This window comes from Mesorhizobium sp. CNPSo 4688, assembly GCF_057784295.1.
The window spans coordinates 309095-322152 of record NZ_JBWLUY010000006.1 but is presented as its reverse complement, the minus strand read 5'-3'; the positions used below and the strand labels follow the sequence as shown (position 1 = coordinate 322152).

14 protein-coding genes are annotated in these 13058 nt (G+C 63.9%); 10 read left to right on the top strand and 4 right to left on the bottom strand.

The features are described from left to right. Positions 1–40 precede the first annotated feature (40 nt). Positions 41–466 carry a MarR family winged helix-turn-helix transcriptional regulator gene (locus AC04SH_RS13665; protein ID WP_488575406.1) on the bottom strand — a complete coding sequence of 142 codons (426 nt, stop codon included), beginning with the start codon at positions 464–466 and terminating at the stop codon, positions 41–43. A gap of 187 nt (positions 467–653) precedes the next feature. On the opposite strand from AC04SH_RS13665, the gene AC04SH_RS13660 reads away from it, so the two are divergent. Further along, positions 654–1058 (top strand): hypothetical protein, encoded by a 405-nt coding sequence (locus AC04SH_RS13660; RefSeq protein ID WP_488575405.1) that lies wholly within the window; start codon positions 654–656, stop codon positions 1056–1058. 77 nt (positions 1059–1135) lie between these two features. On the opposite strand, the gene AC04SH_RS13655 is transcribed toward AC04SH_RS13660, so the two are convergent. Together AC04SH_RS13655 and AC04SH_RS13650 are read right to left on the bottom strand one after the other, a co-directional pair. Continuing rightward, positions 1136–2107: an alpha/beta fold hydrolase gene (locus AC04SH_RS13655; protein WP_488575404.1), complete on the bottom strand. Its 972-nt coding sequence runs from the start codon at positions 2105–2107 to the stop codon at positions 1136–1138. 96 nt (positions 2108–2203) lie between these two features. After that, positions 2204–2890, bottom strand: coding sequence for a glutathione S-transferase family protein (locus tag AC04SH_RS13650; protein ID WP_477231771.1), 687 nt, complete (start codon positions 2888–2890; stop codon positions 2204–2206). 104 nt (positions 2891–2994) lie between these two features. On the opposite strand from AC04SH_RS13650, the gene AC04SH_RS13645 reads away from it, so the two are divergent. Continuing rightward, positions 2995–3570 (top strand): TetR/AcrR family transcriptional regulator, encoded by a 576-nt coding sequence (locus AC04SH_RS13645; RefSeq protein WP_488575403.1) that lies wholly within the window; start codon positions 2995–2997, stop codon positions 3568–3570. 119 nt (positions 3571–3689) lie between these two features. On the opposite strand, the gene AC04SH_RS13640 is transcribed toward AC04SH_RS13645, so the two are convergent. After that, positions 3690–4364 (bottom strand): GntR family transcriptional regulator, encoded by a 675-nt coding sequence (locus tag AC04SH_RS13640; RefSeq protein WP_192259606.1) that lies wholly within the window; start codon positions 4362–4364, stop codon positions 3690–3692. Positions 4365–4656: 292 nt separating this feature from the next. Here AC04SH_RS13640 and AC04SH_RS13635 point away from each other — a divergent pair, with 292 nt between their 5' ends. The 8 genes from AC04SH_RS13635 to atzF are packed head-to-tail and all read left to right on the top strand — an operon-like array spanning position 4657 to position 12941. Then, positions 4657–5784, top strand: a complete 1128-nt coding sequence (locus AC04SH_RS13635) for a BMP family ABC transporter substrate-binding protein (RefSeq protein ID WP_488575402.1) — start codon at positions 4657–4659, stop codon at positions 5782–5784. Positions 5785–5843: 59 nt separating this feature from the next. Beyond that, on the top strand, positions 5844–6932 hold the full coding sequence (locus AC04SH_RS13630) for an ABC transporter permease (RefSeq protein WP_488575476.1): 1089 nt from the start codon (positions 5844–5846) through the stop codon (positions 6930–6932). Next, positions 6932–7858, top strand: a complete 927-nt coding sequence (locus AC04SH_RS13625; protein ID WP_488575401.1) for an ABC transporter permease — start codon at positions 6932–6934, stop codon at positions 7856–7858. Before AC04SH_RS13630 ends, AC04SH_RS13625 begins: the two co-directional genes overlap by 1 nt. Positions 7859–7886: 28 nt before the next feature. Further along, positions 7887–8588: a biuret amidohydrolase gene (gene biuH, locus AC04SH_RS13620; RefSeq protein WP_488575400.1), complete on the top strand. Its 702-nt coding sequence runs from the start codon at positions 7887–7889 to the stop codon at positions 8586–8588. 10 nt (positions 8589–8598) lie between these two features. Continuing rightward, complete coding sequence (locus tag AC04SH_RS13615) at positions 8599–10131, top strand: ABC transporter ATP-binding protein (protein WP_488575399.1); 1533 nt, start codon at positions 8599–8601, stop codon at positions 10129–10131. Further along, positions 10131–10799, top strand: a complete 669-nt coding sequence (locus AC04SH_RS13610) for a cysteine hydrolase family protein (RefSeq protein ID WP_488575398.1) — start codon at positions 10131–10133, stop codon at positions 10797–10799. The genes AC04SH_RS13615 and AC04SH_RS13610 overlap by 1 nt, the downstream gene beginning before the upstream one ends. After that, positions 10792–11142 carry a cupin domain-containing protein gene (locus tag AC04SH_RS13605; protein WP_488575397.1) on the top strand — a complete coding sequence of 117 codons (351 nt, stop codon included), beginning with the start codon at positions 10792–10794 and terminating at the stop codon, positions 11140–11142. Before AC04SH_RS13610 ends, AC04SH_RS13605 begins: the two co-directional genes overlap by 8 nt. Next, positions 11139–12941: an allophanate hydrolase gene (gene atzF, locus AC04SH_RS13600; RefSeq protein WP_488575396.1), complete on the top strand. Its 1803-nt coding sequence runs from the start codon at positions 11139–11141 to the stop codon at positions 12939–12941. The genes AC04SH_RS13605 and atzF overlap by 4 nt, the downstream gene beginning before the upstream one ends. Positions 12942–13058 lie beyond the last annotated feature (117 nt).

Sequence of the window (13058 nt, the reverse complement as noted above, 5' to 3'; positions counted from 1 at the left end):
CATAAGTGTGTAATTGCACACTTTTGGATAAAAAAGGGAACTACCCGGCGAGGTTCAGCTCCAGGATTTCATCGCGAATACGCACGGCACGGTCCTGTCCGACCTCCCGCTCAAACGCGGCTTGGGCGTGTTCCCAGAGAGGAATGGCCTGCGCAACCTTTGCAACGCCCGAGGGGGAGAGCGTGACATCGAAGGCGCGGCCGCTATCGACTCTCCCGGCGACAACCCATCCGGCCGCCTGCAGCGGCTTCAGCGCGCGAACCAGCGTCGTGCGCTCCATGCTCAGCATTTCGGCCAATCTGGTAATTTTGAGGCTCTGGTAGGCCTCGAGCAGCGACAGGATGGAGAACTGTGAGACCGACAGTCCGGCAGGCGCCAGATGATTGTCGTAAAGACGGCTCAGATGCCGCGCGTTCTGGCGGGCGGCGAGGGCGTAACAGAGATGGGGACCAGTGGGTGTCGGCATAGGGCGTATCTAAATGTGCAATTGCACAGTGTCAAGCCCGACCCTCGACGTTCGATCGAAACACACAAGTCTGATCCAAGGCTCATGGCTTGAAGTGCAATTACACACTACATTCAGGAATGTCGCAGTTGAGTTTGGATCGCGCTTACGCGGCCACCCCAGAAATCACGCCATCCGGAGAAACGACATGTCGAGCAGCAACGGAGAAAAGCACCCATTCCTCGATGATCTTGCCGATGACGCCGAACTGACAGGGACGGTCCTGCGCCGTCCGGTTTCGGGTCCTGACAATATCAAGCGCCTGGTCGGGGCCGTCGGCACACTCTACGCCTCACAGACGCCCACCTTCTATGGGGCGATCGATCAGCGCCATTACCTGCAATACAAGGCAACACTTCGCGCCGGTCTCGATCTGGACGCGGTGGGCGTCATCGAGCGTGACGAGACCGGACTCGTTCGGCGCGTGACGATGACGTTTGCGCCTTTGGACGCCGCGCTGTCACTGTCGGCAGGACTGGGCGACATCGTCGGGGAGGAGTTTGGTAACGATCTCTTTTACGACGCGTCGGCGAACAAGATCGCGGCCTCCTGATTGCCAGACTCGCATACGATCACAGGCAAAGGCGCCAGGGGCGGGGCTACGGCCAGCCCCCGGCCTTTCGCGCACCATCAGCCGCGAAGGAACGCCAGCAGGTCAGCGTTCAAGCGATCCTTGTCGACATGCAGCAGCCCATGGGAACCGCCTTCGTAGACAATGAGCTTGGCATGCGGAACTAGCCCGGCGGTCAACTTCGCGGAGATTTCCAGCGGCACGATCTGGTCGTCACTGCCGTGGACCACCAGAGCGGGAACGGTGATCTTCTTCAGGTCGTCGCGGAAATCGGTTTCCGAGAAGGCGCCAAGCGCATGATAGGCGGCGAGAAACCCGGTTGCCTGTCCCTGACGCCAGTAACTCTCCCGCAGACCTTCCGACACATGCGCGCCCGGACGGTTGAAGCTGTAGTATGGCATGGTGACGTCAAGATTCCACTGCGACCGGTTTGCCTGCACGGCGGCGCGGAACGTATCGAACAGCTCCTTGGGAGCACCGTTCGGATTGGTCGCGGTCTTGAGCAGGAAGGGCGTCACCGATGAAACGAAGGCGACCCTGGCGACACGGCTCTGGCCATGGCGCGCGATATAGCGTGCGACCTCGCCACCGCCCATCGAATGACCGACGAAGGTCGCCTCGCGCAGATCGAGCGCCTCGACCAGTTGCGCCAGATCATCGGCGAAAGTGTCGTAGTCGTAACCACCGGGGGGCTGGCTCGATCGGCCAAAACCCCGACGGTCGTGGGCGATGACGCGATAGCCATTCTGCAACAGGAAGAACATCTGGTCTTCCCAGGCGTCGGACGAGAGCGGATAGCCATGGCTGAACACCACGGCCGGCCCGGTGCCCCAGTCCTTGAAATAGAGGCTGGTGCCGTCTTTCGTCACGAGGCGGTCGCCTGTGGGCTTGCCGGCGCGGGCAGGCGCGAGGGTCTTTGCATCGGCGGGGGTTGAGCCGGCGCCAACCACTGCAAGTCCGACGCCGGCGATGGCGGCCCCTTTCAGCAGGTTGCGCCGGGAAGCGCTGTCGGGTGTTGAGATCGTGGACATGAGGAAACTCCGTGAGGTTATGCCGCTTGGGCGGCGCGAGTGGCGAATGGGGTGGGACGTGTCGGTGCGATGTTCGGACCGCTTTCGCGTGGAGGACTAGAAACCGAGCCTGCCCTGATCCTCGGCGACGAACATCTGGCCGCTGCGATTCTTGACGCTCGGCAGTTCGGAGACCTTTGCGCGCCAGGACTTCAGCGCTGAATGATCGTCAGGGATGGCAATGCCGGCGGCGTCCGCGAACATCAACCCGGCAAACACCGTAATGTCGGCCATCGAGAAGGCATCGCCGGCGACGAACGAACGGTCCTGCAGCACCGTGTCGAAATACCTCATGCCGGCGAGCGCCTTATCGCGCTGGCGATTGCCCCAGTCCTGACGGCCAGCCCATTCCGGGCTCTTGAACACCTGCAGCTCGGCGCCTAGGCCCGGCGTTGCGTGATGGAAGTAGTTGCCAACCGCATCGAGTAACTCGGTCTCGGCCCGCTTCTGCATCATGTGGATGACGGCCTTTTCCTTCGGCGTCTTGCCGGTGAGTCGCGGATCGCCGTCGAGATTGTCGAGGTATTCGGTGATGGCGGTGGCCTCCGCGATGTAGGTGCCGTCCTCGAGCTGGAGGACCGGCAGCACGCCCGAGGGGTTCTTTTCGAGGAAAGCCGGCTGTTTGTGCTCGGTGCCGATGAGGTCGACGGAGACGAACTCGACCTGCGGTTCGAGACCCTTCTCGGCGAGCACGATGCGGACACGGGCAGGATTGGGAAAGCCGGGGCGATCGAAGATTTTCATAGGGATTCCTTTTATCTGTCTATCGATAGATAGGTTACGGATGCCACTTACCTCTTCCCTTTTGCGGCGTCAACAACTATCTATCGAGTGATAGGTACGGATTGATGATGGCTAAGACCAAAACGGATATGCGCGAGGCGGTCATGACCGCCGCAAGAGCGACGGTGCAGTCGCATGGCTACAATGCGCTCAGCTTTCGCGAACTCGCGAAAGAGGTGGGGATCAAAAGCGCCAGCGTGCACTACCACTTCCCGACCAAGGGCGACCTCGGTGCGGCGTTGGCGCGTCGCTACACCGAGGAGGGGGCAGCCTATCTCGCTGAGCTCCTGGCAACGTCCGAGAACGTGACCTGGTGCATGGACAAATATACCGAGATATTTCGCTCGGCTCTGGCCAACGACAATCGCATGTGCCTGTGCGGGATCATGAGCGCGGAACTTGACGACCTTCCCACGGAGGTTCGGACCGAGGTCGACAAATTCGCCGCTATGAACGTCGGTTGGCTAGCCAAGGTGCTCTCGCGGGCCAAGCCTTCCGCAACCGACCAAGACCTGCAGGAGCACGCGATGGCGATCTTCGCAGCCATCGAGGGGGCCCAGTTGGTCGCGCGCGGCTGCCGGGACATCGGCATTTATGACCGGACGATCCGAGCCTACCGAGCGACAGGTCTTGTCCCCTAACGGTCGATGCGCCAACCATGCGGAACGATACGGGAAGATTTCTGAACGGTTATTGGAGTCAAACTTTGCACTGCCTGGGAGCGACATCGTCTGCGGGCATTCGGCCTGTCCGGAAATTTTCAGGCCACGTCCCGCCGAATTGGCTTGCGATCGTCAGTCGCGAACACCGCGCTCGCCTCGCTGACGATAGAGACATGGTCCCTGGCGGCCTTGCCCGCAGCCACGCTGTCTCCGCGCATGATTGCGGTGACAATTAGGTCGTGTTCCTGCCAGGATTTGGCCAGCCGTCCGGGTAGCATGAACTGCGCGCGGCGGAAGGGTGCCAACCGGCTGCGGGTCATCACGGTGAGATCGTGGATATGCGTATTGTGGGCACCACGATAAAGCCGGCTATGGAACTCGGTGTTGAAATACTCGTAGTCCTCCTCGGCGCCCAGCTGAACCATCCGCGCTGAAGCCTGGTGCTCGATCTCGAGCCCGCGGCGCTCGCTGCTGGTCATGCGCTCGGCCGAGAAGCGCGCGCAGATCGCCTCCAGTTCGGCCATGCTCTCGAACATAGAGGCGAGATGCTCCTGCGTTACGACGGCAACGATAGCGCCCCTGTTGGGTCGCCTCTCGACCAGGCCCATGGCGCTGAGCTGGCCGAGCGCCTCCCTGACCGGGGTGCGTGATACGTCGAAGCGGGCGGCGAGCGAGGCCTCGTCCAGCTTTTCGCCGGGGCGCAGGTAGCCGGTGACGATCCGGTCGCCGATCGCCCGCACCATCTGATCCACGGTCGTGCCCGACCTGATCAAGCTGCGCTTCCCCGACAAGTTTCCTCCGTCGCGTCTTCTCATGGAGTCGGCCGACTCGTTGGTCCTTCGACTCGATATGCCCTCTATGCCTCTATTTTAATCTGTCTGTCAAACTGGCTATTTTCAAGGCAAAAAGTGCATGCAATTGCCTCTGCTGTGAGCACGACCCTTCGACATGATAACTGATTCTATTGGATAAATTTCAATTCGAAAACTGGCACGGTGATTGCATGCACTTTCTTGACGGCATGTTAACCGACCCGGAAAAGGGTCCCAAAGGGGAGCATTCACTATGACCGACAGATTCATGCTTAACCGCCGCCAATTGCTCAAGACCTCCGCCGTGGGAGCCGCACTCGGCCTGGTCTCGGCATCCTTTCCGATCAGCCGTGCCTTCGCCGCCGCCGCCGCCGTCGGCTTCATCTATGTCGGCCCCAAGGACGACTACGGCTACAACCAGGCGCATGCCGAGGGGGCGGCGTCGCTGAAGGGCATCGAAGGCATCTCCGTCGTCGAGGAGGAAAACGTTCCCGAGACGGTCGACGTCCAGAAGACGATGGAATCGATGATCAATCTCGATGGCGCCTCGCTGATCTTCCCGACCTCCTTCGGCTATTTCGATCCGCACATGCTGGCCATGTGCGCGAAATTCCCCGACGTGCAGTTCCGCCATTGCGGCGGCATGTGGGACAAGGCCAAGCACCCGATGAATGCCGGTTCCTATTTCGGCTATATCGGCATGGGCCAGTATCTCAACGGCGTCGTCGCCGGCCACACCTCGAAGAGCAAAAAACTCGGCTTCGTCGCCGCCAAGCCGATCCCGCAGGTGCTGCTCAACATCAACTCCTTCCTGCTCGGCGCACGCTCGGTCGACCCGACGATCACCTGCCAGGTCATCTTCACCGGCGAGTGGTCGCTGGCGGTCAAGGAGGCGGAAGCCACCAACGCGCTGGTCGACCAGGGCGCCGACGTCATCACTTGCCATGTCGACAGCCCGAAAGTGGTGGTCGAGACGGCGGCCGGCCGCGGCGCCTTCGTCTGCGGCTATCACGCCAACCAGAGCCCGCTGGCGCCGGAAAAATACCTGACCGGTGCCGAATGGAACTGGGCCAAGGTCTACAAGATGTTCGTCGACGACCTCATCGCCGGCACGCCGCTGCCCAATTTCACCCGCGGCGGCTTGGCCGACGGCTTCGTCAAGATGAGCCCGCTCGGCCCCGCGGTCGGTGAGCCGGCCCGCAAGCAATTCGACGCAACCCTGGCCGAAATGATGAAGGGCGGCTTCTCCGTCATCAAGGGCCCGCTGAAGAGCAACAAGGGCGTCGTCGTGGCGACGGAAGGGCAGGCCTTCGTTGAGACCGCCATCGAGCTCGAAAGCATGGACTATCTCGTCGAGGGCGTCGTCGGCTCGACCGCCTGAAGCTGGATGCGGAGACGGGGACCATGACGGATACGACCAGCAGTGCGGAGGCGCCGGCGATGCTCGGCGCCAGGGGTTATGCGGCGGCGCTCGAATGGATCGCCAGGCGGGCGGAAGCTTTCGTCATTCCGCTCGCGGCGCTGATCGTCGGCATGGTCCTGTTCAGCCTGTTCATTGCACTGGTCGGCAAGTCGCCGATCCAGCTCTATGAAACCATGTGGCGCGGCGGCTTCGGCTCGTGGTTCTCGATCCAGAACTCACTGTCGCGGGGGGCGCCCCTGCTGCTCGCGGCGCTCTGCGTGGCGCTGCCGGCGCGGCTCGGCCTCGTCGTCATCGGCGGCGAGGGCGCCATCGTTCTCGGCGGCGTCGCCGCCGCTGCCATCGGCGTGGCGCTGGGCGGCGCGCCAACATCAATCGTCATTCTTGCCATGGGCGTGGCGGGCATGGCCGCCGGCGGCATCTGGATAGGTGCCGTCGGCGCGCTCCGCCATTACCGGGCCGTCAACGAAACCATCTCCAGCCTGCTGATGGCCTACATCGCCATCGCCCTGATGAACCAGCTGGTGGAAGGGCCGCTTCGCGACCCGGCCTCGCTGAACAAGCCCTCGACCCAGCCGCTCGCCGACATCTACCGCATCGGCAACATTCCGGGCATGGAGGTGCATTGGGGGCTTGCCGTCGGTATCGTCGCCTGCGTGCTCTCCTGGGTGCTGATCGAAAAGACCCGCTGGGGCTTCGCGGCCCGTATCGCCGGCGGCAATGTCAGGGCAGCGCAGGTGCAGGGGCTGGCCGTCGGACCGCTCATCGTCGGCTTTACCGCGCTTGCCGGCGGCTTTGCCGGCCTTGCCGGCATGCTGGAAGTGGCGGCCGTGCAAGGCAGCGCCAACGGCTCGCTCGCCGCCGGCTATGGCTACACCGGCATCCTCGTCGCCTTCCTCGCTCGCCACAACCCGCTGGCCATCATCCCGGTCGCCATCCTGCTTGGCGGCATCGACGCGTCCGGCGGGCTGATCCAGCGCCGCATGGACCTGCCCGACGCCACCGTGCTGGTGCTGCAAGGCATGCTGTTTATCGTCATCCTGTTCAGCGAGACTTTGTACGGCCGCTTCAAGGCCTTCAATCCCGACCTGTGGCAGAGGGCCTCCTGATGGACGCAACCGAGATCGGTCTCTGGGGCGTGCCGCTCGCCATCCTCGGCGGTGCCATCCGCGTGTCGACGCCCTTCATCTTCGTCTCGCTGGGCGAGGCCATCACCGAGCGCTCCGGTCGCATCAACCTTGGCCTCGAAGGCACGCTCGTCTTCGGCGCCATGACCGCCTATGCGGTCGCGGTGATGACCGACTCGCCATGGCTCGGCCTGCTGGCTGCCGCGGCCGCCGGCCTTTGCTTCGGCCTGTTCCATGGCTGGATCTGCAAATTCCCGAAAGTCAATGACATCGCAATCGGCATCGCGCTGATGCTGTTCGGCTCGGGGCTCGCCTTTTTCTTCGGCAAGCCGTTCATCAAGCCGAAGGCGCCCAACCTTCCGGCCATTCCGTTCGGCGCATGGTCCGACGTTCCGCAGGTGCAGGCGGCGCTCGACGTCAACGTCCTGTTCCTGATCGGGGCGGCACTTTCGCTCATCCTGTGGTGGGCCTTCCGCAACACTCGCGCCGGCCTCATCGTGCGCGTCGTCGGCGACAGTTCCGACGCCGCGCGCGCCATGGGCCTCAACCCGAACACGGTGCGCCTCGTCGCCACCGGTGTCGGTGGCGCGCTGGCCGGTATCGGCGGCGCCTATCTGTCGCTCTACTATCCCGGCAGCTGGACCGAGCGTATCTCGTCCGGCCAGGGGCTGATGGCGGTGGCACTGGTCATTTTCGCACGCTGGAATCCGCTCGGCTGCTTTGCCGCCGCCCTTCTGTTCGGCGGCGCCGGAGCGCTCGGACCGGCGCTGCAGTCGGTCGGCGTCACGCAAGGCTACTACCTGTTCTACGCCGCCCCCTACATCCTCACCTTGATCATCATGATCGCTACCTCGTCGCCGACCCGTTCGCTTGCCGGCGCGCCGGGTGAATTGTCGATCACCAAATGACTGGCACCAAATAACTGGAGTTTTTGCCATGAACGCCAGAGCCGAGATCACCCAGCGCTATATCGACGCCGACCCTTATCCGTGGCCCTACAATGGCGAACTTCGCCCCGACAACACGGCGTTGATCATCATCGACATGCAGACCGATTTCTGCGGACCGGGCGGCTATGTCGACCATATGGGCTACGACCTCTCGCTGGTGCGCGCGCCGATCGAGCCGATCAAGTCGGTGCTGTCGGCCATGCGCGTGAAAGGCTATACCATCATCCACACCCGCGAGGGCCACCGGCCCGACCTCGCCGACCTGCCCGCCAACAAGCGCTGGCGCTCGCGCCGCATCAATGCCGGCATTGGCGACCCCGGCCCTTGCGGGCGCATCCTGGTGCGCGGCGAGCCGGGCTGGGACATCATCCCCGACCTTTATCCGATCGAGGGCGAGCCGATCATCGACAAGCCGGGCAAGGGCTCGTTCTGCGCCACAGACCTGGAACTGATCCTCAACCAGCGCGGCATCGAAAACATCGTGCTCACCGGCATCACCACCGATGTCTGCGTCCACACCACCATGCGCGAGGCCAACGACCGCGGCTTCGAATGCGTCATGCTGGAGGATTGTTGCGGGGCGACCGACTACGGCAATCATCTCGCCGCCATCAAGATGATCAAGATGCAGGGCGGCGTCTTCGGCGCGGTGTCGAATTCGGCGTCCTTCGTCGCCCAACTGCCGTGAGGAAGCCAGGATGAGCGCGATCACGGGCAACAAGGCCGTCGGCGTCGAGACCATCGGCATGACCATGCGTTTCGGCGCCTTCACGGCGCTGGGCGATGTCTCGATCAAGGTGCCGGCCGGATCATTCCACGCCCTGCTCGGCGAGAACGGGGCGGGCAAGTCGACGCTGGTCAAATGCATGATGGGTTTTTATCACCCGACCGCCGGCGACATTCTGGTCGACGGCCGCGAGATGGCGATCGCCAGCCCCAGGGACGCATCGGCGCTCGGCCTCGGCATGGTCTACCAGCATTTTACGCTTGTCCCGTCGCTGACCGGCGCCGAAAACCTGGTCATTTCGCGTGAGAAGGTTCCCGGCGTGATCGACTGGCGCAAGGAGCGCGGCGACCTTGCCGTGTTCATGGATCGCATGCCGTTCAAGCTGTCGCTCGACGTCAAGGTGGCTGAACTCGCGGCCGGCGAGAAGCAGAAGCTGGAGATCATCAAGCAGCTTTATCTTGGCCGCTCCTTCCTGGTGCTGGACGAGCCGACCTCCGTGCTCACCCCCGGCGAGGCGCAGGAAGTGCTGGGCCTTGTGCGCGACATGACAAAAGCCGGCGACCTCACCGTGCTGATGATCTCGCACAAATTCCACGAGGTCACGGCGTTCGCCGACGACGTCAGCGTGCTGCGCAAGGGCAGGCTGACCGGCACCGGCCGCGTCGTCGACCTCGACCGCAAAGCCATGGCGGCAATGATGATCGGCGACCAGCCGATCGCCACGCTCGACAGCCGCGCCGAGCCGAAGCCGGACGCCGAGATCGTGCTCAAGGTCAAGGCGCTGAAGGCGCCTGACCGCACCGGGCTGAAGTCGATCCGGATCGAGGATCTCGGCGTGCGCTCCGGCGAGATCGTCGGCATCGCCGGCATTTCCGGCAACGGCCAGAAGGAATTCCTCGAAGTGCTGGCCGGGCAGCGCCCCCGCGATGCCGGCGAAGTCATGGTGCGCGGTACCGCCTATGCGGCGACGCGCGCCGAGGCTCGTGCGCTCAACGTCCGGCTCATCCCGGAAGAGCCGCTGAAAAACGCCTGCGCGCCGAAGATGACGGTGGCCGAAAACATCTCCTTCCGCACCTTCGACATCGACAGCAACGGCAAGCCAGTAAGCTGGATCAGCGCCGGCGCCATCAAGGCATTCAGCGCCAGGCTGGTCGAGCAGTTCAAGGTCAAGACCGCCTCGCTTGCCTCGCCCATCGCTTCGCTGTCGGGCGGCAATGTGCAGCGTGCCGTGCTCGCGAGGGAACTGACCGGCGAAGTCGATCTGCTGATCGTCTCCAACCCGTGCTTCGGCCTCGACTTCTCGGCGGTGGCCGAAATCCGCGCCCGCATCATGAAGGCGCGCAATGCGGGTGCCGCCGTGCTCCTGATGTCGGAAGACCTCGACGAACTGCTCGAACTGTCCGACCGCATCTTCGTCATGTCGGACGGCGCGCTGGTCTACGAGACGCCGATTGCGCAAGCCAGCGTGCAGACCATCGGCGAACACATGGCGGGACATCACTGATGGCGGAAATCGATGCGCTGCCCTTCGCCTTCGCTTTCAAGCCCGAGACGACGGCGCTCATCGTCATCGACATGCAGCGCGACTTCGCCGAGCCCGGCGGCTTCGGCGCCAGTCTCGGCAACGACGTCGGTCGCGTGACCGCGATCGTGCCGACAGTGAAGCGGCTGATCGAAGGCTTTCGCGCTGCCGGCCTGCCGGTGATCCACACCATGGAGTGCCATAGGCCCGACCTTTCGGACCTGCCGTCAGCCAAGCGCGACCGCGGCAATCCGTCGATCCGCATCGGCGATATGGGCCCGATGGGACGTTTACTGATCGCGGGCGAACCCGGCACCGCGATCCTCGACGAGCTTGCGCCCTTGCCCGGCGAGATCGTCATCGAGAAGCCCGGCAAGGGCGCCTTCTATGCGACCAGCCTCAGCAACGACCTCAAGTGGATCGGCACCCGCCAACTGGTCTTTGCCGGCGTGACGACCGAAGTTTGCGTGCAGACGACGATGCGCGAGGCCAACGATCGCGGCTATGAATGCCTGCTCGCCGAAGATGCGACGGAAAGCTACTTTCCCGAATTCAAGGCAGCGACCCTGGCCATGATCAGGGCGCAGGGCGCCATCGTCGGCTGGACGGCAACGACCGACCAGGTGCTCGAGGGAATTGCCAATGCCTAATCTTGCCTTTGCCGGCCTGCTCGACAGCGGCTGGCGCGATCTGGCGTTCGAGCATTTCCGCGACGGCATCAGGGTGCACTGGCTGCTGAAGGGCGGACCGGTCGAACCCTCGGTCGCGATCCTCAGCTACCAGCCTGGCGCCGGCGTGCCGCGCCACCGCCATGCCGGGCTGGAGACCATCATCGTCCTGGAAGGCATTCAGAGCGACGAGAACGGCGACTATCCTGCCGGCAGCGTGATCCTCAATCCGGTCGGGACCGAGCATTCGGTGTGGACAAAGGACGGCTGCGTCGTGCTGATCCAGTGGGACCTGCCGGTGATCATTCTGGGGGAGACGAGATGAGCGACATCCAATTCGACATAGCGAGCCTGCACGCTGCCTATCGGGACGGCGTCAGCGTTGGCGATGTGATCGCGACGATTTATGCCCGCATCGAGACGGCTGACGATCCGGGCATCTTCATCCATCTCGCCGCGAGGGCGGATCTGCTTGCGGCGGCCGAAGCGCTCGGCCCGTTCGACCCGCTGGGAAAACCGCTCTGGGGCATTCCCTTCGCCGTCAAGGACAACATCGATGTCGCCGGCATGCCGACGACGGCCGCTTGCGCCGAATATGCCTATACGCCTGACAAGGACGCCACTGTCGTGGCGCGGCTGAGGGCAGCCGGCGCGCTGGTTGTCGGCAAGACCAATCTCGACCAGTTCGCCACCGGCCTTGTCGGCGTCCGTACGCCCTGGCCGATCCCGCGCAACGCCATCGACGCGGAGTTGGTGCCGGGCGGCTCCTCCTCGGGGTCGGCGGTGGCGACGGCGCGCGGCATCGTTTCCTTCGCGCTCGGCACCGACACCGCCGGCTCCGGCCGCATCCCGGCCGGCCTCAACAACATCGTTGGGCTGAAGCCGACCGTCGGTGCGCTGTCGACCGCCGGCGTGGTGCCGGCCTGCCGCACGCTCGACTGCGTCTCGGTGTTCGCGCTGACCGTCGACGACGCCTATCTGGTGTTCTCGGTCGCAGCCGCGCGCGATGCGGCCGATCCCTATTCGCGCGACGTCGCTCTCCAGCCGCTCGCTGCCCGCCCGCCGGTGCTGAGTGTCGGCATCCCGGCAAAGGCCGACCTGAAATTCTTCGGCGATGCAGCGATGCAGGATGGCTTCGAGGCCTCGCTTGCCATGCTGTCGCGGCTCGGCTGCCGGCTGGTCGAGATTCCCTTCGGCGATTTCTACGCCACCGCCAACCTCCTCTATGAGGGCGCCTGGGTGGCCGAACGTTATGCGGCGATCCGCGATTTCATGGAAGCCAACGAAGCCGCCATGCATCCGGTGACGCGCAAGATCATCGGCGGCGCCAGAAGTCTGTCGGCGGCGGACGCCTTTCGCGGCCTCTATGCCTTGCAGGCCTACAAGGCGAAGCTCGCCCCGGTCATCGCCTCGGTCGACCTGTTCTGCGTGCCTACCGCGCCGACGCACTACACCACTGCCGGCGTGCTCGCCGATCCGGTCGAGACCAACAGCCGGCTCGGCACCTACACCAATTTCGTCAACCTGCTCGATATGTGCGGCATTGCCGTACCGACCGGCACGCGCGATGACGGCCTGCCGATGAGCGTGACGCTGCTTGCGGCCGCCGGACTGGACGGCCTTGTGGCGTCCGTCGCGCGCGATCTCCATGCCGCGAGCGGCCTCACCCTCGGCGCGACTGGCTGGCAGCAGCCGAGCGCGCAGCCTGTCGGCGCATCGGCCGAAGACGGCACGATTGAATTGGTGGTGGTCGGCGCTCACCTCTCGGGAATGCCGCTCAATGTCCAGCTCAGGGAGGCTGGTGCCCGGTTCTGCCGGGCGATGAGGACGGCCTCTTCATACAAGCTTTATGAGCTCGCGGGCCAAGCCACGCCCAAGCCGGGACTGGTCCGTGTCGGCAACGGCGGCACTGCGATCGAGGTGGAGGTCTGGCGGCTCCCTGCCGATGCTTTCGGCCACTTTGTGGCCGCCATCCCGCCACCGCTGGGCATTGGCAGTATAGAGCTTGATGACGGCAGCACCGCCAAAGGCTTTCTGGTGGAATCCGTGGGCTTGGTAGGCGCTTCTGACATCTCGTCGTTCGGCGGCTGGCGCCGCTTTTTGTCAGATCGCGTTCCCGCTTGAACTTCGTCAACACACTTTGCGAAGGCAAGAGGGGGTGGGGCCTGATCGAGGTAGGTTGAACTTCTGATTATCTTCGTTGCGAAGCCGGAAGTATCTGGCCCGCAATTTTTCCCGGCC

Coding starts and splice junctions, on each gene's coding strand:
- AC04SH_RS13665 (WP_488575406.1), bottom strand. CDS start 466: ATGCCGACACCCACTGGTCCCCATCTCTGTTACGCCCTCGCCGCCCGC.
- AC04SH_RS13660 (WP_488575405.1), top strand. CDS start 654: ATGTCGAGCAGCAACGGAGAAAAGCACCCATTCCTCGATGATCTTGCC.
- AC04SH_RS13655 (WP_488575404.1), bottom strand. CDS start 2,107: ATGTCCACGATCTCAACACCCGACAGCGCTTCCCGGCGCAACCTGCTG.
- AC04SH_RS13650 (WP_477231771.1), bottom strand. CDS start 2,890: ATGAAAATCTTCGATCGCCCCGGCTTTCCCAATCCTGCCCGTGTCCGC.
- AC04SH_RS13645 (WP_488575403.1), top strand. CDS start 2,995: ATGATGGCTAAGACCAAAACGGATATGCGCGAGGCGGTCATGACCGCC.
- AC04SH_RS13635 (WP_488575402.1), top strand. CDS start 4,657: ATGACCGACAGATTCATGCTTAACCGCCGCCAATTGCTCAAGACCTCC.
- AC04SH_RS13630 (WP_488575476.1), top strand. CDS start 5,844: ATGCTCGGCGCCAGGGGTTATGCGGCGGCGCTCGAATGGATCGCCAGG.
- AC04SH_RS13625 (WP_488575401.1), top strand. CDS start 6,932: ATGGACGCAACCGAGATCGGTCTCTGGGGCGTGCCGCTCGCCATCCTC.
- biuH (WP_488575400.1), top strand. CDS start 7,887: ATGAACGCCAGAGCCGAGATCACCCAGCGCTATATCGACGCCGACCCT.
- AC04SH_RS13615 (WP_488575399.1), top strand. CDS start 8,599: ATGAGCGCGATCACGGGCAACAAGGCCGTCGGCGTCGAGACCATCGGC.
- AC04SH_RS13610 (WP_488575398.1), top strand. CDS start 10,131: ATGGCGGAAATCGATGCGCTGCCCTTCGCCTTCGCTTTCAAGCCCGAG.
- AC04SH_RS13605 (WP_488575397.1), top strand. CDS start 10,792: ATGCCTAATCTTGCCTTTGCCGGCCTGCTCGACAGCGGCTGGCGCGAT.
- atzF (WP_488575396.1), top strand. CDS start 11,139: ATGAGCGACATCCAATTCGACATAGCGAGCCTGCACGCTGCCTATCGG.